This is a genomic window from Pseudomonas sp. SC3(2021) (assembly GCF_019856535.1).
Classification (GTDB): Bacteria; Pseudomonadota; Gammaproteobacteria; order Pseudomonadales; family Pseudomonadaceae; genus Aquipseudomonas; species Aquipseudomonas monsensis.
Window position 1 is genome coordinate 2,246,880 of the sequence record NZ_CP082236.1, and the last position, 17,721, is coordinate 2,264,600.

At 61.5% G+C, this 17,721-nt stretch carries 16 protein-coding genes and 1 pseudogene; 6 read left to right on the forward strand and 11 right to left on the reverse strand.

Features of this window, described 5'->3' with window-relative positions:
• Positions 1-134 precede the first annotated feature (134 nt).
• A pseudogene (locus K5Y35_RS28150) lies at positions 135-233 on the forward strand (hypothetical protein); the annotation flags it as partial.
• Positions 234-488: 255 nt separating this feature from the next.
• Here K5Y35_RS28150 and K5Y35_RS09925 read toward each other — a convergent pair.
• Positions 489-1,163 (reverse strand): anti-sigma factor domain-containing protein, encoded by a 675-nt coding sequence (locus K5Y35_RS09925; protein WP_222834156.1) that lies wholly within the window; start codon positions 1,161-1,163, stop codon positions 489-491.
• On the reverse strand, positions 1,160-1,795 hold the full coding sequence (locus K5Y35_RS09930; RefSeq protein ID WP_222834157.1) for an RNA polymerase sigma factor: 636 nt from the start codon (positions 1,793-1,795) through the stop codon (positions 1,160-1,162). The genes K5Y35_RS09925 and K5Y35_RS09930 overlap by 4 nt, the downstream gene beginning before the upstream one ends.
• Positions 1,796-1,942: 147 nt before the next feature.
• Here K5Y35_RS09930 and K5Y35_RS09935 point away from each other — a divergent pair, with 147 nt between their 5' ends.
• Positions 1,943-2,500 carry a DUF2780 domain-containing protein gene (locus K5Y35_RS09935; RefSeq protein WP_222834158.1) on the forward strand — a complete coding sequence of 186 codons (558 nt, stop codon included), beginning with the start codon at positions 1,943-1,945 and terminating at the stop codon, positions 2,498-2,500.
• On the opposite strand, the gene K5Y35_RS09940 is transcribed toward K5Y35_RS09935, so the two are convergent.
• Positions 2,501-3,388 (reverse strand): acyltransferase, encoded by an 888-nt coding sequence (locus tag K5Y35_RS09940; RefSeq protein ID WP_222834159.1) that lies wholly within the window; start codon positions 3,386-3,388, stop codon positions 2,501-2,503.
• Between the two features lie 307 nt (positions 3,389-3,695).
• Here K5Y35_RS09940 and K5Y35_RS09945 point away from each other — a divergent pair, with 307 nt between their 5' ends.
• From K5Y35_RS09945 to creD, 4 genes are all read left to right on the forward strand, one after another.
• Positions 3,696-4,199: an ATP-dependent zinc protease gene (locus K5Y35_RS09945; protein WP_095189559.1), complete on the forward strand. Its 504-nt coding sequence runs from the start codon at positions 3,696-3,698 to the stop codon at positions 4,197-4,199.
• Positions 4,200-4,272: 73 nt separating this feature from the next.
• A complete protein-coding gene (gene creB, locus K5Y35_RS09950; RefSeq protein WP_123469366.1) occupies positions 4,273-4,953 on the forward strand; it encodes a two-component system response regulator CreB in 681 nt (226 codons plus the stop codon).
• A complete protein-coding gene (gene creC / locus K5Y35_RS09955) occupies positions 4,953-6,371 on the forward strand; it encodes a two-component system sensor histidine kinase CreC (RefSeq protein ID WP_128613986.1) in 1,419 nt (472 codons plus the stop codon). The genes creB and creC overlap by 1 nt, the downstream gene beginning before the upstream one ends.
• A gap of 108 nt (positions 6,372-6,479) precedes the next feature.
• The gene (gene creD, locus K5Y35_RS09960; protein WP_186746501.1) at positions 6,480-7,850 is read left to right on the forward strand and encodes a cell envelope integrity protein CreD; all 1,371 of its coding nucleotides are present in this window, start codon (positions 6,480-6,482) and stop codon (positions 7,848-7,850) included.
• Positions 7,851-8,096: 246 nt separating this feature from the next.
• Here creD and K5Y35_RS09965 read toward each other — a convergent pair whose 3' ends face one another.
• From K5Y35_RS09965 to K5Y35_RS10000, 8 genes are all read right to left on the reverse strand, one after another.
• Positions 8,097-8,726 carry a glutathione S-transferase gene (locus tag K5Y35_RS09965; protein WP_186746503.1) on the reverse strand — a complete coding sequence of 210 codons (630 nt, stop codon included), beginning with the start codon at positions 8,724-8,726 and terminating at the stop codon, positions 8,097-8,099.
• 209 nt (positions 8,727-8,935) lie between these two features.
• Complete coding sequence (locus K5Y35_RS09970; protein ID WP_222834160.1) at positions 8,936-9,115, reverse strand: hypothetical protein; 180 nt, start codon at positions 9,113-9,115, stop codon at positions 8,936-8,938.
• Positions 9,112-10,236, reverse strand: coding sequence for a PepSY-associated TM helix domain-containing protein (locus tag K5Y35_RS09975; RefSeq protein WP_222834161.1), 1,125 nt, complete (start codon positions 10,234-10,236; stop codon positions 9,112-9,114). The genes K5Y35_RS09970 and K5Y35_RS09975 overlap by 4 nt, the downstream gene beginning before the upstream one ends.
• 74 nt (positions 10,237-10,310) lie before the next feature.
• The gene (locus K5Y35_RS09980; RefSeq protein ID WP_222834162.1) at positions 10,311-12,737 is read right to left on the reverse strand and encodes a TonB-dependent siderophore receptor; all 2,427 of its coding nucleotides are present in this window, start codon (positions 12,735-12,737) and stop codon (positions 10,311-10,313) included.
• A 231-nt stretch (positions 12,738-12,968) separates the two neighbouring features.
• Complete coding sequence (locus tag K5Y35_RS09985; protein WP_222834163.1) at positions 12,969-13,943, reverse strand: FecR domain-containing protein; 975 nt, start codon at positions 13,941-13,943, stop codon at positions 12,969-12,971.
• Positions 13,940-14,416, reverse strand: coding sequence for an RNA polymerase sigma factor (locus K5Y35_RS09990; RefSeq protein WP_256591901.1), 477 nt, complete (start codon positions 14,414-14,416; stop codon positions 13,940-13,942). The genes K5Y35_RS09985 and K5Y35_RS09990 overlap by 4 nt, the downstream gene beginning before the upstream one ends.
• A 462-nt stretch (positions 14,417-14,878) precedes the next feature.
• Complete coding sequence (locus K5Y35_RS09995) at positions 14,879-15,586, reverse strand: PolC-type DNA polymerase III (protein ID WP_123469350.1); 708 nt, start codon at positions 15,584-15,586, stop codon at positions 14,879-14,881.
• A complete protein-coding gene (locus K5Y35_RS10000; protein WP_302467484.1) occupies positions 15,583-17,517 on the reverse strand; it encodes a DUF294 nucleotidyltransferase-like domain-containing protein in 1,935 nt (644 codons plus the stop codon). The genes K5Y35_RS09995 and K5Y35_RS10000 overlap by 4 nt, the downstream gene beginning before the upstream one ends.
• Positions 17,518-17,721: the final 204 nt, after the last annotated feature.

The following is a 17,721-nucleotide window of genomic DNA, read 5'->3' on the forward strand; positions in this document are numbered from 1 at the left end:
GGATAGCTAGACACCTGTCAGATCTGACAGGGGTCTAGTTCTTTTTGAAATATTGATTTTCACGACAAGTAATTAACGACCTAAAAAGATCGCTGCCTTCGGTTGTTTCGCGGGTTTGAGGTCCTGCGCGGGAGATCAGCCTCGATCAGGCACCGGAAGGGCATGGCGAGTTCGATGCGGGCGTGCCGAAGAAGTTTGTGATTGATCCGCATAAGTTGTTTAGTGCGGCGTAAGGCTTGAGCGCAATACAAAACGGCGACCTCGGGGTCGCCGTTTTTTGTTGCAAGCCCAGGTCAAAAGCTACCCTCACCCCAGCCCTCTCCCAGAGGGAGAGGGGGCCGACCGAGGGATGCTCACAATTTACGCCGACCTGAAAATACCGCTGTGAATCCATAATCGGCTCGGTATTTCAGGTCGATAAAACTCGAGAGAACACCACGGTCAGTCCCCTCTCCCTCTGGGAGAGGGCCAGGGTGAGGGGTTTTGCTTTACAGCGCTGCCAAAGCACCCTGATAAAGCACCGGCCCCGTCGGCTGCCCGGTCGGTGAACCCCCTTTAGGCTCAAGACTTACCGCCAGCGCAATCGGTTTGCCGATCAAGGCTTTCTGCGCCTCGTTCAACTCAACCTTGCCTTTGCCTCCCGCCGGGATCACACCCAGCGAAATCGGCTTGCCATCCGCCGGAATCGCCCACAGCTCCAGGCTGCGGCCCGGATCGACTGCCGCCAATGTCAGCGGCTCGACTTGCAGATAATCCGCATGCGCCTCGACCTTCAACGCCGGTTGCGCATTGGCGGTCAGCAGGGTGGCGCGGTAGCGGGCGTCGTCGCGGTTGTACAGGGAGCCGAGGAAGACCAGCACCACGATTGAACACAGTGCAGCGGTGACGCGCAGCCAGTTCCAGAACGGCCGCTTCTCGGGAACATGCAGCACTTGCGGTTCGATGCGCGCGGTGACGCCTTGCCATACGCGCTCCGGCACCGGAACTTGCGGCAGCGTTTCGGTGAGGCTGGCGAGGCTTTCCTGCCAATGTGCCAGTTCGACCCTTAATGCCGCGTCGTCCAGCAGCAATTGCTCGAAGCGTCGACGCGCCGCCGGGGCCATCAGGCCGATGGCGTAATCGGCAGCGAGGGCGCGGCGCAGGGCTGGGGTCTGGTAGTTCATGATTCAAGGCACCTGCGCAGACGTTCCATGCCACGGCGAATCCACGATTTCACCGAACCCAGCGGCGCGGCCAGGTGTTCGGCCAGTTCCGAACAGGACAGGCCCTGAAAGTAAGCCACCGTGATCGACTGGCGTTGCTGGCCGTCGAGGGTGTCCAGGCAGCGGTGCAGCGCGTTGGCTTCCCGGCTGCTGTTCAACAGTTCATGCGCCGAAGGGCCTTCGTCGGCGAGGGTGTCCTGTTCGACATCGGTCAGTGGCCGGTCGCGATGTTTGCGCAATTGGTCGATGGCCTGATTGCGGGTGATGTTGATCATCCAGGTCATCGGCGCCGACAAATGGGCCTGGAAGCGCGAGGCGTTGTTCCAGATGCGCACGAAGCTTTCCTGCAGCACTTCCTCGGCCAGATCGGTGCGGCCCATAAAACGCAGGGCCACGCCGTGCAGGCGCGGGCCGACGCTGCGATAAAGGGTTTCGAAGGCACGCCGGTCACCCAGTGAGCACTGGGCCAACAGCTGGCGCAACTGATCGGTGTCGGCGGTGGAAATGACGTTTCTCCAGGCAATGGTCGCACGACGAGGTCTGATCTCGAGCTGTCCACAGGCTAGTTCAGCAACAGCGCTTGTGCCATTCATGACAGGTGTCCGCAGTTTCACGTTTTATATACGTGGCTATCCTGAAAATGGATGCGCCGGCGAGGAACATGCCGGCCGAAACCCGGTCAAACCGGCAGTTTTGCCGCCCATTGAAGGGCGGTTACCACAGCGCAAGAGGATGTCTGAATGAAGATTTCACGCGGTATTGCCTTGGCTTCACTGATGACCCTTGCAGCGAGCCCGGTGTTCGCCGGTTTCAGCCTGGACGACGTGACCAAGGCGGCTTCAAGCATGCAGGGCGGCAACGCTGCCACCGCCGCCGCGCCGACTTCGGAAACCGCCGGTCTGCTGCAAGCCGTCACCGGTCTGGGGGTCACGCCGCAACAAGCCGTGGGTGGCACCAGCGCGATGCTGGGCCTGGCCAAGAACCAATTGAGCAGCGCCGATTATTCGCAGTTGGCCAAAGAAGTGCCGGGCATCGACAAGTTGTCGGGCGGTGGCGGCAATCTGGCGGCGTTGAGCGGTTTGCTCGGTCAGTCCGGCAAATCCGCTGGCCTGGAAAATGCGCTGGGCAACGTCAAGGACACCAATGACCTGAACAACGCCTTCGGCGCACTGGGCATGGACAGCGGCATGGTCGGCCAGTTTGCCCCGATACTGCTCAAGTACCTGGGTGATCAAGGCGTCGGCGGCCCTCTGCTGCAAAGCCTGGGCAGCATCTGGGGCGCCGGCACCGGTAGCTGATCAGCCGCGCTCGCCGCGCAGTTCGGCAATGCGCTGGTCTTTCTCGGTCCAGAGCTGGTTGACCCAGTTCTGGACCGTCTGGCGAAACGCCGGATCATTCTCGTAATCGCCCTGCCACAACGCCGGGTCGAGTTCGCGGGTCTTGATATCGACGATCACCCGCGGCACGTTGCCGCTGATCAAATCCCAGAAGCCCGGGATGTTCGCCTGTGGATAAACCACTGTCACATCGAGCATCGCATCCAGCTGTTCACCCATCGCCGCCAGTACAAACGCCACGCCGCCGGCCTTGGGCTTGAGCAAGTGGTTGAACGGCGACTGTTGCTGCGCACTTTTCGCCGCGGTGTAGCGGGTACCTTCCAGATAATTCACCACGGTCACCGGCTGGCGCTTGAACAGCTCGCAGGCCTGCCGGGTGATCTCCAGATCCTTGCCGGCCAGTTCCGGGTGTTTGGCCAGAAAGGCCTTGGTGTAGCGCTTCATGAACGGGTAATCCAGCGCCCACCACGCCAGCCCCAGGAACGGCACCCAGATCAGCTCCTTCTTGAGGAAGAACTTGAAGAACGGCGTGCGCCGGTTCAGGGTCTGGATCAGTGCCGGAATGTCGACCCACGACTGGTGGTTGCTGACCACCAGATAGGAGGTGTCACCGCGCAGGTTTTCGCCGCCGCGAATATCCCATCGGGTGGGGATGCACAGGCGGAAAATCAGCTTGTCGATCTCGGCCCAGGTCTCGGCGATCCACATCACCGCCCCCGACGCATAGTCACGCCAGCGCCCGGGCGCCACCAGTTTGAGCAGGGCAAAGACCATCAACGGCCCGATCAGGATCAGGGTGTTGAGCAACAGCAGCAGGGTGACGAAACAGCCGGTGAGCAGGCGGCGCATAGGCAACTCTATGACGTTGGATGGGCGCGCCATGATAAGTGGCTTCGGACGACAGGCCAAATCGCGGGTGACAAATGTTTCACTTTTGGCTGGGTATGCTTGGGCCAGATATTGTGTTGAACGGGCTGGCCGCATCGCTGGCAAGCCAGCTCCCACAGGCTTATCGGGTGTGCGCAAGAATTACATTCGCTGAAGCTCCTTGTGGGCGCTGGCTTGCCAGTGATGCGGTCTCAGCGGCGAACGAATTGCTTGCTGGCTGTCTAAAATCTCGCGTCTGACGCCCTCATTTTCCAAGGAAGCCCTCTACGTGAAATCCCTCCTTGCACTGTTTGCCCTCGTCGCCCTGCCGGTCATGGCCGCCGAGCCGACCCTGTACGGGCGTTATGAATACATCGCGCTGCCGGAAATCGGCGGCGAAGTGCTCAAGGCCAAGATGGACACCGGAGCACTGACCGCATCGCTGTCGGCCAAGGACATCGAAACCTTCACCCGCGATGGCGATGAATGGGTGCGCTTCCGCCTCGGCACCAAGGACGCGAGCAACAAGGTCTACGAACACAAAGTGGCGCGGATCAGCAAGATCAAAAGCCGTTCCGATGAAGAAGACGAGGGCGACAGCACCGAAGTCGCCAAGCGCCCGGTGGTCGATCTGGAACTGTGCCTGGGCAACGTCAAGCGCACCGTTGAGGTCAACCTGACCGACCGCAGCAACTTCAACTACCCGCTGCTGATCGGTGCCAAGGCCCTGCGCGAATTTGGCGCAGCGGTAAACCCGGCGCGGCGCTTCACGGCGGACAAGCCAGACTGCTGAGCCAAGTGGTCTCATTGACGTAACGTCAGGCTTGGGGCACCGTTCGCGCACCTAACCCACGGGCTCGGACGCCATGCCTCATATCCTGATTGTCGAAGACGAAGCGGCGATTGCCGACACGCTGATTTTTGCCCTGCAGGGCGAGGGGTTCACCACCACGTGGCTGAGCCTCGGCGCGGCGGCGCTGGAGCATCAGCGGCAGACCCCGGCCGATCTGATCATTCTCGACATCGGCCTGCCGGACATCAGTGGCTTCGAGACCTGCAAACAGCTGCGGCGCTTCACTGAAGTGCCGGTGCTGTTCCTCAGCGCCCGGGATGCCGAGATCGACCGTGTGGTGGGCCTGGAGATCGGCGCCGACGACTACGTGGTCAAGCCGTTCAGCCCCCGGGAAGTCGCCGCCCGGGTGCGGGCGATTCTCAAGCGCATGGCGCCGCGACCGCTGATCGAAGCCACCTCGACGCTGTTTCGCATCGACCTCGAACGTGTGTTGATCACTTACCGTGGCCAGCCACTCAGCCTGACCCGCCACGAATTCCGTCTGCTGCAATGCCTGCTCGACCAACCGCAGCGAGTCTTCAGTCGCGAGCAATTGCTCGACGCGCTGGGCGTTGCCGCCGACGCCGGTTACGAGCGCAGCATCGACAGCCATATCAAAAGCGTGCGCGCCAAACTGCGGCTGGTGCAGGCCGATGCCGAGCCGATCCAGACCCATCGCGGCCTCGGTTACAGCTACAGCCCGGGGCACAGCTGATGTCGCTGGGGCTGCGGATCTTCCTGGTGTATGTGCTGTTTGTCGGCCTGACCGGTTATTTCGTGCTCAACACGGTGATGGAAGAAATCCGCCCGGGCGTGCGTCAGTCCACCGAAGAAACCCTGGTCGACACCGCCAACCTGATGGCGGAAATCCTGCGCGACGATTTCAAGGCCGGCACCCTCAGTGAGAATCGCTGGCCGCAGTTGCTGCGCGCCTATGGCGAACGCCAGCCGCAAGCGACCATCTGGGGCTTGCCGAAGAATCAGGTCAACCACCGCATCTACGTCACCGACGCCAAGGGCATCGTCGTGCTCGATTCCAGCGGCGTGGCGGTCGGTCAGGATTACTCGCGCTGGAACGACGTTTACCTGACCCTGCGTGGCGAATATGGCGCGCGCTCCAGTCGCAGTGATCCGAATGACGCCAGTTCCTCGGTGATGCACGTCGGCGCGCCGATCCGCGATAACGGCAAGATCATCGGCGTGGTCACCGTGGCCAAACCCAACAGCTCGTTGCAGCCGTATGTCGATCGCACCGAGCGCCGCTTGCTGTTTTACGGCGCCGGGTTGATCGGGCTCGGCCTGCTGTTTGGCGCCTTGTTGTCGTGGTGGCTGAGCCGTGCGTTGCACCGTTTGACCGGTTACGCCCAGGCGGTGAGCGAGGGCCGGCGGGTAGAAGTCCCGCATTACCGCGGGGGTGAGCTGGAACAGCTGGCGACCGCTGTGGAACAGATGCGCACCCAACTGGAAGGCAAGGCCTACGTCGAGCGCTATGTGCACACCCTGACCCATGAATTGAAGAGTCCGCTGGCGGCGATTCGTGGCGCGGCGGAGTTGCTGCAGGGCGACATGCCGCCGGTTCAGCGCCTGCGTTTTGTCGGCAACATCGACAGCGAAAGTGCGCGGATGCAGCAGTTGATCGAACGATTGCTCAATCTGGCGCAGGTCGAGCAGCGGCAGGGTCTGGAAGAACGCGTCGCCGTGCCGTTGGCGGCACTGGTCGATGAATTGTTGCGGGCGCAGACGGCGCGGATTGAAGGCAAGCAACTGCGGGTCGAGCAGACGATTGCGGCGGATCTGCTATTGATCGGCGAGCCGTTTCTGCTGCGTCAGGCGTTGGGCAACTTGCTGGAGAATGCGCTGGATTTCACCCCGTCGCAGGGGTTGTTGCGCTTCACCGGCGAGCGGGTTGGCGAGCAGATCGAATGCCGGTTGTTCAATGAGTCGGCAGCGATTCCTGACTACGCTTTGCCGCGTTTGACCGAGCGTTTTTATTCGCTGCCGCGTCCGGACAGTGGGCGAAAAAGCACGGGGTTGGGGCTTAACTTCGTTGAAGAAGTGGTCAAGTTGCATGGTGGGTCGATGCAGATTCGCAATGTCGAGAACGGGGTTGAGGTGACATTGCGCCTGCCTTGATACCGAGTTGCGACCATCGCGAGCAGGCTCCACACAATCTCCATATTTCCCCCACATTCCCCTCATACAGCACCAGCAGACTCTGCCCATCCAAACAGGGAGAGTCCCATGAACAAGAATCTGACGATCAAGCTCGGCGCCATCGCCCTGCTGATCCTGCTGTTGTTGATCCCGCTGCTGATGATCGACGGCGTCATCGACGACCGCCAGCAGTTGCGCGACGGCGTGCTCGAAGACATTGCCCGCAGCTCCAGCTACAGCCAGCAACTGCGCGGGCCGGTGATGGTAGTGCCGTATCGCAAGGTGGTTCACAACTGGAAGCTCAACGACAAAACCAATCAGCGCTACGACGAACCAGGCGAGGAACGCGGGCGGTTGTACTTTTTGCCGGAGCGTTTCGAACTCGACGGCCAGGTGCAGACCGAACTGCGTGCCCGGGGGATTTACGAGGCGCGGCTGTTCCACGCCGATAACCGTATCAACGGCCATTTCTCGTTGCCGGCACAGCTGGGCATCAAGGAAGACTTCAGCGATTACCAGTTCGATGCGCCGTTTCTCGCGGTCGGCATCAGCGACATTCGCGGCATCGAAAATGCGCTGAAACTGGAACTCGATGGCCAGCGCCTGGACTTCGTTCCCGGTACTCAAGTCGGTTGGCTCGGCGAAGGTGTGCGGGTCACGCTGCCGCTGCTTGATACCCGTAAAACCACGGAGCTGGGTTTCGCCTTCGATTTGCGTCTGCAAGGCACTGGTTCGTTGCAGGTGTTGCCAGTGGGCAAGAGCAGCAGCGTCAGCCTTGCCGCCAACTGGCCGCATCCAAGCTTCATCGGCAACTTTTTGCCGGCCAAACGGGAAATCAATGACGCCGGTTTCAGCGCCGACTGGCAGACCACCTTCTTCTCGACCAACCTGCAAGACGCCATGAGCCGGTGCGTCAGCGGCAATGATTGCGAGGCGTTCAACGGTCGCAGCTTCGGCGTGAGCTTCATCGACCCGGTGGATCAGTATCTGAAGAGTGACCGGGCGATCAAATATGCGCTGCTGTTCATTGTCCTGACGTTTGCCGGTTTCTTCCTGTTCGAAGTGCTCAAAAGCCTGGCGGTGCACCCGGTGCAATACGCATTGGTGGGTGTGGCGCTGGCGTTCTTTTATCTGTTGCTGCTGTCGCTGTCGGAGCACATCGGGTTTGCCCTGGCGTATCTGTTGTCGGCCAGCGCTTGTGTGTTGTTGATCGGGTTTTATGTCTGCCACGTGCTGCGCAGTGTGCGTCACGGTCTGAGTTTTTCGGCAGGACTGGCGGCGTTGTATGGCCTGCTCTACGGATTGCTGAGCGCCGAGGATTACGCGTTGTTGATGGGCTCGTTGTTGCTGTTCGGCCTGCTGGGGGTGTTCATGGTGCTGACGCGCAAACTGGACTGGTACGGGATCGGGCAGAAATCGGCCAGGCCGTTGGAGTTTGATGTGGGGGCGATGCAATGAGCGGGTTGCGTGAGGAACAGCGAGAAGTGCAAGTATTGGTGACGCTGATATTTGCGTCACTGCCGCCGGCACCGCGTGGGTGCCACCGCTGGCAAGCCAGCTCCCACAGGATTTGTGTTGAATCAGAATCCTCTGTCATACCCAAATCCAGTGTTGGAGCTTTGCTGAGTCAGGCGTCTCTGCCATAGCCACAACCCCTGTGGGAGTTGGCTAGCCAACGATGAGGCCGGAGCAGGCTCCGCCTATTCAGGGCTTGGGCATCGTCGCGATCATGGACGGTCGCTGACTCACTTCAAAGAACCAGTTGGCCAGTTGCGGGTTGGCATCTCGCCAGCCCAGGTCCGGGAAGCGCAGGTCGAGGTAGCCCAGCGCGCACGCCACGCTGATCGCCGCCACATCAAAGTGGCTGGTCAGCTCGGCAATTGCGTCGCGCTCCAGCACGGCGAGGGCGCGGCGGATCTTGTCGCGCTGGGCTTCGAGCCATTCGTCCCAGTGTTTTTCCGGAGCACGCAGGACCAACTCATAACGCACCATCACCGACGCATCCATGATCCCGTCGGCCATCGAGGCCAGAGTCAGGCGGCGCCAGCGGGCCGCGCCTTCGCGGGGAATCAGTGGGTTGCCGACGTGCTGCTGGTCGAGGTATTCGAGGATCACCCGGCTGTCATGGATGACGTTGCCATCGGCCAGACGCAGGGCGGGGATCTTGCCCAGCGGATTGTCGATATTGAGCTCGGTGCTCGGGCTGACGGGGCTGAGCACGCAGTCTTGCAAGGCGACGCGATCCTGCTGGCCGGTCTCGTGCAGCAACACCATCACTTTGCGCACGAACGGGGAGAGCGTGTTGTGGTACAGGGTCATGCTGGGGGCGGACATTGGCAAACCTCGGTGATCGTCGAAGAACAGGAGGTTAGCCTAGCCACAAGCCGCGAGGCTGGCGAGGGAATTTAGGGTGCCTTGAAGGTCGCCATCGCTGGCAAGCCAGCTCCCACAGGTTTTTGCAGTGAACACACATTTCGGCTTCACCAGAAGTCCCTGTGGGAGCTGGCTTGCCAGCGATGAGGCCATCACCGACAACACAAAAACTACCCGCGCTGCAGCAATCCCCTGATCGCCAAAAATGCAGGAACACCGAGTCCGACCCAGCTCAACGCATCCCAAACCCCGTCCCCCAACAACGCCGCAAACAATCCCGCCGCACTGAGCAACGCGATCACGATCGGCGTGCTGAACACTTTCCAGAAACTCGACTGACGCGGCTTCATGCACAAGCCCCCAACTGCAGTGGTTTCGCCGCTTTACGCCGCACCACCCAGAGGTACACCCCGCTGCCGAGGACGATGATGGTCAGCACATCGAGCGTGGCCCAGAGGATCTTCATCGGCATGCCGCCGTAGTCACCGAAGTGCAGCGGCTGCGACATGCCCATGGCGTCCATGTACCACGGGCGTTCGGCCACGGCGGTGACTTGCAGCGTCGTGGCGTCGATCAACACCGGCGTCAGCAGGTGCGAAGTCAGGTGCGTGCCGCCCTTCATGAACACCGAGTAATGATGCTCGCTGGAAAAACGCGTGCCGGGAAAGGCAATGAAGTCTGGTTTCATCCCCGGCGCGACGTCGCCGGCGATGTCGAGCAAGCGTGTGGCGGGGGCCAGCTGCGTCAGGGGCGGCGCATCGCGATACGGCGCGATCAGGGTGTTCAAGGTGTCCTCGCGCCACGCCGCGATTATCAGGTCGGCGCAGGCACTGATTACCCCGGTCACGCCCACCACCAGCGCCCAGGTCAGGGTGACCACGCCGATCAGGTTATGCAGGTCGAGCCAGCGCAGGCGGGTGGATTTGTCCTGGCGCACGGTGCCGAATTTCAACCGACGCATGAACGGCAGGTACAGCACCGTCCCCGAGACAATCGCCACCACAAACAGCAGCCCCATGAACGCCAGCAGCAACTTGCCCGGCAACCCGGCGAACATGTCCACATGCAGACGGAGGATGAACAGCATCAAGCCACCGTTGGCCGACGGTGTTTCCAGTGCTTCGCCGGTGCGTGCATCGAGCATGAAGGTGTGCGATGAGTTCGGTTCGGTGCCGGCGGTTTTCGCCATGATCGTCAGCACGGCGTTCGGCTCATCGTCGTCGAAACCGAAATACTGCACCACGTCATCCGGGCGATGTTTTTCGGCGGCTTGCACCAGTTGCGCCAGATTCAGGCGTGGCGTGTCGGCCGGCATCTCGCGCACTTGGGGCGCATCGCCGAGCAGGTGCTCGATCTCGTGGTGGAAGATCAACGGCAGACCGGTCAGTGCCAGCATCAGCAAAAACACCGTGCAGATCAGACTGGTCCAGGTGTGGATGAACGACCAGCGGCGAATTGTTTTACTTTTCATTTCATGACCTTCAAAAACACCAAAGCCGTCCACGGAGGACGGCCTGGTCACAGGGCCTGTTTCAGCTCAGACGCTTACCACTTGTAAGTGGCGCTGGCGACGACACTGCGCGTGTCGCCGTAGTAGCAGTAGAAGCTGTCGCAGGTGGAAATGTATTCCTTGTCGAACAGGTTGGTCGCGTTGAGTGCCAGCGACGCGCCTTTGAGGCTGTTGTCCAGACGACCGAGGTCGTAATGCACGCTCGCGTCGAACACGGTGTAGGCGTCCGCCTTGCCCAGCCAGGTATTGGCCTTGTCGCCGTAAGTGTTGCCGGTGTAACGCACGCCGCCGCCAATGCCGAAGCCGTCGAGTACGCCGGCGTGCCAGGTGTAGTCGGTCCACAGCGACGCTTGCTGATTGGGCATCAGTTGCAGGCGATTGCCCTTGTCGACGCCGTTCTGCACTTCGGACTTGGCCAGGGTGTAGGCGGCAATGACTTTGAGGTTTTCGGTCACGTCCGAGGTCGCCTCCAGCTCCAGGCCTTTGACTTTCACTTCGCCGGTCTGGCTGGTGACCGACACGTTGTTGACGAAGGTGTTCACCGAAACGTTTTTCTGGGTCAGGTCATACACCGCTGCGCTCAGCAATGTCTTGCTGCCCGGTGGCTGGTACTTGATGCCCAGTTCCCATTGCTTGCCTTCGGTCGGCTTGAGCGAACCGGTGGAGGTGGCATCGGCGCCGGAGGTTGGCTGGAAGGATTCGGCATACGACAGGTACGGCACAAACCCGTTGTCGAAGACATAGCTGAGCGCTGCGTTGCCGCTGAATGCCTTGTCGCGCTGGGTGTTGGTGGCATCGCCCTTGTTGATGAATCGGGTGCCGGTATGCACCCAGTCTTCACGGCCGCCGAGGGTCAGGCGCCACTGGTCGAGGGCCATCTGATCCTGGATGTACAGGCCGGTCTGGTAGGTCTTCTGGTCGTAATCGTAAAACGCGGTGGAGCGCGCTGGGCGCACGATTGGCTGACCGTAGATCGGGGTGATCACGTTGGTGGCCAGGCCGTCACCGAAGATCGAGGTGTAGTTGGTGTTGCTGCGCTGGTGATCAAGGCCCAGCAGCAAGGTGTGGCGGATATCGCCGGTGGCGAAGTCGGCCTGGAAGTTGTTGTCCACGGCGAACTGGCTGATGTCTTCGTCGACGCTGGTGCTGGTGCGATTGACGTTGCCCTGATCATCCACTTGCGCGAACGGATAAGAGCCCGGCGTCAGCGACTGGAACGACAGGTCCGACTTGGTGTAGCGCAGGTTCTGCTTGAACTGCCAGACGTCGTTCAGGCGATGTTCGAAGGCGTAGCCCAGCGCGTAGTAGGTGCGGTCGTAATATTCCCAGTCCGGATCGCCGAGGTTTTTGTGGTGGGAAATATCACCGAACGGCGATTTGATCTTGGTGCCCTGCACCGGCAGGAACTGGCTGGTGATGCCGGTATCGTCGCGAGTGAACTGGCTCAGCAGAGTGAACTTGGTGTCGTCGTCGATGTTCCAGGTCAGGCTCGGCGCGATGTTGTAGCGCTTGTTGTCGACGTGATCGACCTGGGTGCCACTGTCGCGTACGACACCGCTGACGCCATAGAGGAACTGGCCGGCGTCGTCGATCTTGCCGGTGCTGGCGAAGTTGATCTGGCGATGGTTGTCGCTGCCGTATTGCAGTTGGATTTCGTTGCTGGCGATGTCACTTGGACGGCGGCTGACCATGTCCAGCAGACCGCCCGGCGGGGTCTGGCCGTAAACCGAGGAGGCCGGGCCGCGCAGCAGGGCGAGGCGGTCGAGGTTCCAGGTTTCCTGTTTCGGGTTGGCGTACACGCCCTTCGGCAGCGGCAGGCCGTCGAGGAACTGGGTCGGTTCGAAGCCGCGCACACGCAGCCAGTCGGCGCGGGTATCGCTGCCGTAGCTGCTGGCGGTGATGCCCGGCATGTAACGCACGGCGTCGTCGAGGCTGTGTACGCTGCGGTCGTCCATTTGCTGGCGGGTCGCGACGGAGATCGAGCGCGGTGCCTCGACCAGCGCGGTGTCGGTCTTGGTGCCGGCGGCGGTGCGCGTGGCGGTGTAGCCCTCGACCGGACCCCAGGCGCTTTCGAGGTTTTCCACGCCGATGACCGAGGTTTCCGGCAGGGCCAATGTCCCTTCGGGCACGGCCACCAGGCTATAGGTGCCGGCGCTGCTTTGTTCCAGCTGCAGGCCGGTGCCACGCAGGGCTGCACGCAGCGCACCGGCGGCGTCGTACTGACCATTGACCGGCGCCGAGGTCTTGCCCGCTGCCAGCGCCGGATTCAGCGACAGGGCGAGACCGCCCTGGCTAGCGATCTGGTTCAGGGTGGCCGACAGCGGCGCCGCCGGCAGGTTGTAGGCGCGCACGCTGGACGCTTGTTCAGCGGCGAGCAGCGGGCTGCTGATCAGCGGGGCGCCGAGGGCAATGGCGACGGCCAACAGACTTGGGCGCAACAAGGTGTCTAGCGAACGGGACATGCGAAGGCTCCTGAATGGAAATATTTCTCAATTGCCTGTGTGCCGAACGAGAATCGAAAAGTGATAGGGCTGGATGAAAATAATTTCGATTAACTGAAAGTGGAGGCTGTAGGGGCCCCATCGCTGGCAAGCCAGCTCCCACAGTTTTCAGTGCTGTTCACAAAATTGATGCTCACTGCCGATCCCTGTGGGAGCTGGCTTGCCAACGATGGCGGCGGCTCGGGCACCGCGTTACTCAGGCTTGGTATCGGCCTTCGCCACGGTGACCCAATACGGCGTGTGCTGCTCGATCTGCACCGGCAGGGTCGGCAGCAGGGCGCTCAAGGCCTTGTCGGTGTCATGCAGCGGGAAGCTGCCGGTGATCCGCAAGTCCGCCACTTCCGGTGCCACGCCCAAGTGTCCGCGCCGATAACGACTCAGTTCCTGCACCAGGTCGCCGAGTCGCGCGTTGTCCACCACCAGCATGCCGCGGGTCCAGGCATCGGCGCCGGGGTTGAGTGCGACAATCGAATCCAGCCCGTCACGGCGCAACAGCACTTGCTGGCCTTCGCGCAGAATCTGTTCTTCGGGGTTCGCTTGCGCATGCGCCGCCACCGCCGACTGCAACACGCTCAGGCGTGTGCCGCTGTTCTCGCGCTTGACCAGGAACCGCGTCCCCAGTGCGCGCATGCTGCCCTCGCGGGTTTCGACGATGAACGGACGCGCATCACCATGACCGGTTTCGACGAGGATTTCGCCTTCCTGCAACACGATCAACCGGCGCTGCTCATCGAAGCGCACATCCACCGCACTGTGGGTGTTGAGGTTAAGCACGGTGCCGTCGGCCAGGCGCACGGTGCGCTGTTCGCCGGTGGCGGTGCGTTGATCGGCGAGCCAGTAATCCAGCGGCAGATAACGCTCGCTGGCGAACAGACCGAGACCGATGAGCACCATCACGCTGGCCAGTCCGCTGCCCAGTCTGCGCACCCGGCGGCGAATGCCTTCGCGCGATTGCAACAATGCGCTGCGGGCCGGGCCTTTGGCGGCACTGAAACGCTGATCGAGCATGCCCAACTGGCGCCAGGCCCGGGCGTGTTCTTCGTTGGCCGCGTGCCATTTGGCGAACTCTTCGCGCTCCAGCGCAGTGCTCGAATCGAGCGTCAGTTGCCAGGCAATTGCCGCATCCAGCACATGGGCCGGCACCGGTCTGGAACTGGCCGGGCTCATGTCGGCTCACCGTACAGGGCGATGTAACACTGACGAATGCCTTGAGCCAGATATTGCCGCACGCGCGGCACCGAGACGCCCAGCTTGTCGGCGATCTCGGCATGGCTGAGGCCGTCGAGGCGGTTATACAGGAAAGCGGCGCGCGCCTTGGTCGACAAGGTGCCGAGCAGGCGGTCGATGGCCTTGAGGTCTTCGAGGATCAATTGCTGTTCTTCCACCGAAGGTTGTTCGCCTTCGGGGATCAGCATCAGTTCGGTGAGGTAGGCCTGTTCCAGTGCGGCGCGACGGAAGTAGTCGAACAACAGCCCTTTGGCGATAGCCAGCAGAAACGCCCGGGGTTCGCGGGGCGTCAGCAGCCCGTCGCGACCGAGCAGGCGCACGAAGGTGTCCTGGCTCAGGTCTTCGGCACGCTGCGGACAGGCCACATTGCGCCGCAACCATGCCAGCAGCCAACCGCGATGGTCGCGATACATCGCACCGACGAGTTCACTGTGAGGGCTTGGGACTGACGACACCAGACGCACCGATTGGGAAATATTAACCAACGAGAATTGTTCGCGATTCTGGCAGAGGTGGGAATGGTTAGCAATTGGCCACTGGTCAGGTGGGTGTTTAAAAGGCAGACCCTCACCCTGGCCCTCTCCCGGCGGGAGAGGTGACCGATCGGGGGATACTCTGGAGGTCTACCGACCTGAACGCTTTTCGGTGAATCCACAATCGACTCTGTCTTTCAGGTCGATGCAAGGCTGCAGACACCACAGTCGGCTCCCTCTCCCGGCGTGAGAGGGGGCTGATCGAGGGATATTCTGGAGGTCTACCGACTGAACGCCTTTCGGTGAATCCACAATCGACTCGGTCTTTCAGGTCGATGCAAGGCTGCAGGCACCACGGTCGGCCCCCTCTCCCTCCGGGAGAGGGCTGGGGTGAGGGTGTTGTTAAAAAGACGGCGCCTGTTGCCGCCGCTTCCACTGGCTCAGCCGCTGCTGCAAATTCAACGGACTGTGAATCTGTTGCTGGCGCGCCCGGCTGAACAGAATCAACGCCAGTTCCGCCGTCGCCAACGCATCGGCACTCGCGTTGTGCCGCTCGAACACTTCGAGCCTGAACCACTCGATCCACTCATCCAGTCCGGCTTCGCGGATGTTCGCCTGCGGGCACAGCAGCGGCGCCATGTCGGCTACATCCAGAAACACGTTCTGCAGCTTGTAGCCCAAGTGCTCCTTCAACGCGCGCCCGAGCATGTGCTGATCGAACGGCGCGTGAAACGCCAGCACCGGGCTGTCGCCGACAAACGCCATGAATTCCAGCAACGCCTCGGCGGGATCGCTGCCCGCCGCAATCGCATTCGGCCCCAGACCATGAATCAACACACTGGGGCTGAGCTTCAGCTCCCGGCATTGCAACGTGCGTTCGAACTGTTGGCTGAAGTCGATCGCGCCGTCCTCGATCACCACCGCACCGATCGACAAGACGCGATCCTTGTTCAGGTTCAGCCCGGTGGTCTCCAGGTCGAGCACCACCCAGCGCTGTTCGCGCAGGCTGCATTCGCTCAGTTCGCCGATCGTCGGCAACTGCGCCAGGCGTTGCTGCACATCCGTCGTCAGGGCAGGGCCGGCTGGACGCAGCCACGAGAACAGGCTCATAGCTGATACCGCAAGGCCAGGCTGCTTTGCAGGCGTTGCGCCTGGCGCAGGGATTCACGCAGGATGCGCCGGTCCAGATGATTGAGGCTGTCGGGATCGACGCGGTTGGAATACGGCAGATTCTCCCGGGTCTGGATCTGATGCTGTTGCATGCGCGTCTGCTGGATGAAGTGATAGGCCTCTTCATACGCCGCGCCATCCAGTGGTTCGATGACGTGCTTATCCACCAGTTGGCGAAAACGTTCGAGGGTGTTGTTGGTGTCGATGCCGTTGGCCAGCGCCAACAGTCGAGCACCATCGACAAACGGCGTCAGGCCCTGGATCTTCAGGTCCAGCGTGGCTTTTTCACCGTTCTTGCGTGCCAGCACAAACTCGCGGAAACGTCCCACCGGCGGGCGATTGCGCAGGGCATTCTCGGCCAGCATGCGCTGGAACAAACGGTTGTCGCCGACCTGCTCGAGAATGCCGCGGCGCAACTGCTCGCAGCTTTTTTCATCGCCCCAGACCACCCGCAGGTCGAAGTAGATGCTCGAACCCAGCAGGTTTTCCGGCGTGGCCTCGCGGATGAACGCTGCAAAACGCCGCGCCCATTCCGCCCGCGACAGACACAGTTCGGGGTTGCCGGCCATGATGTTGCCCTTGCACAGAGTGAAGCCACACTGCGCCAGGCTTTGATTGATCTGCTGGGCAATCGGCAGCAACTTGCCGCGAATCTGCGCCGCATCCGCGGCATCGCGGGCGTCGAACAGAATGCCGTTGTCCTGATCGGTGTGCAGCGTCTGCTCGCGGCGGCCTTCGCTGCCGAAACACAGCCAGCTGAACGGCACGCCGGGGTCGCCTTTTTCCGCGAGGGTCAACTCGATCACCCGGCACACGGTGTGGTCGTTGAGCAGGGTAATGATGTGGGTGATCTGCGTCGAAGACGCGCCGTGGGCGAGCATGCGCTCGACCAGTTGGCCGATCTCGCCGCGCAGGGTTATCAGTTGTTCGACGCGCTGGGCGCTGCGGATGGTCCGGGCCAGGTGCACCAGATCAACCCGTTGCAGCGAGAATAGATCGCGCTCGGAGACTACGCCGCACAGGCGCTGATCCTTGACCAGGCAAACGTGGGCGATGTGCCGCTCGGTCATGGCAATCGCCGCGTCGAAGGCGCTGTGATCCGGCGACAGATAGAACGGCGACGGGGTCATGTGCCGCGCGAGCGCTTCGCTGAAATCGCCAATCCCTTCAGCCACCACATGGCGCAGATCGCGCAGGGTGAAGATCCCCAGCGGCGCCTTGTGTTCATCCACCGCGACGATGCTGCCGACCTGCTGGTCGTGCATCAGCTTGACCGCTTCACGCAGCGGCGTGTCGGGACTGCAGGTCACCGGATGACGCATGGCCAGCTCGCCGAGGCGGGTGTTCAGCGAATACTGGGTGCCGAGGGTTTCCACGGCTTTCTGCTGGACTTGCTGGTTGACCTGATCGAGCAGGCTGCTGACCCCGCGCAAGGCGAAGTCGCGGAAGGTGTTGGAGAGCGCGAACAGTTTGATGAATGCCGGTTTGTTCAATTGCAGGCAGAAGGTGTCTTCGCTCGCCAGGTGCGCCGTGCGGGTCGCCCGTTCGCCTATCAGTGCGGCCAGCGGGAAGCATTCCCCGGTGGTGATCTCGAAAGTGGTTTCGGTGCCGGGCTTGGTGATGTGCTGACGCTCGCCGACCACACGGCCCTGTTTGACGATGTAGAAATATTCGACCGGCCCGTCGGCGGGCTTGATGATGCTCTCGCCCTGAGCGTAGAAACGCAGCTGACATTGCTCCACCAGATAAGCCAGGTGGGCATGTTCCATCTGATTGAAGGGCGGGAAGCGCTGGAGGAATTGCAGGGTTCCCTGAATGTTCTGCAACACCGCGGTTTTCCCTGCCTGGGTGAAGGCGTCCGCTTTACTCATAACCATTACCGCAGTCTTTTTTGAATTGTTGTTGTCGGATCGTTGCCGTCATGGTCGGCCCCTGCGAACGGGGTGCCCATTGGACGTAAGTCTAGGTTTGAGCTGCCGTTGGGCACATTTGGGAAGTGCCCTACAAAAACAGTCGGAAATTCGCCCGCCGGCCTCTTGGAAAAAAATCCGACGAAGTGCACATTGAAGCTCTGC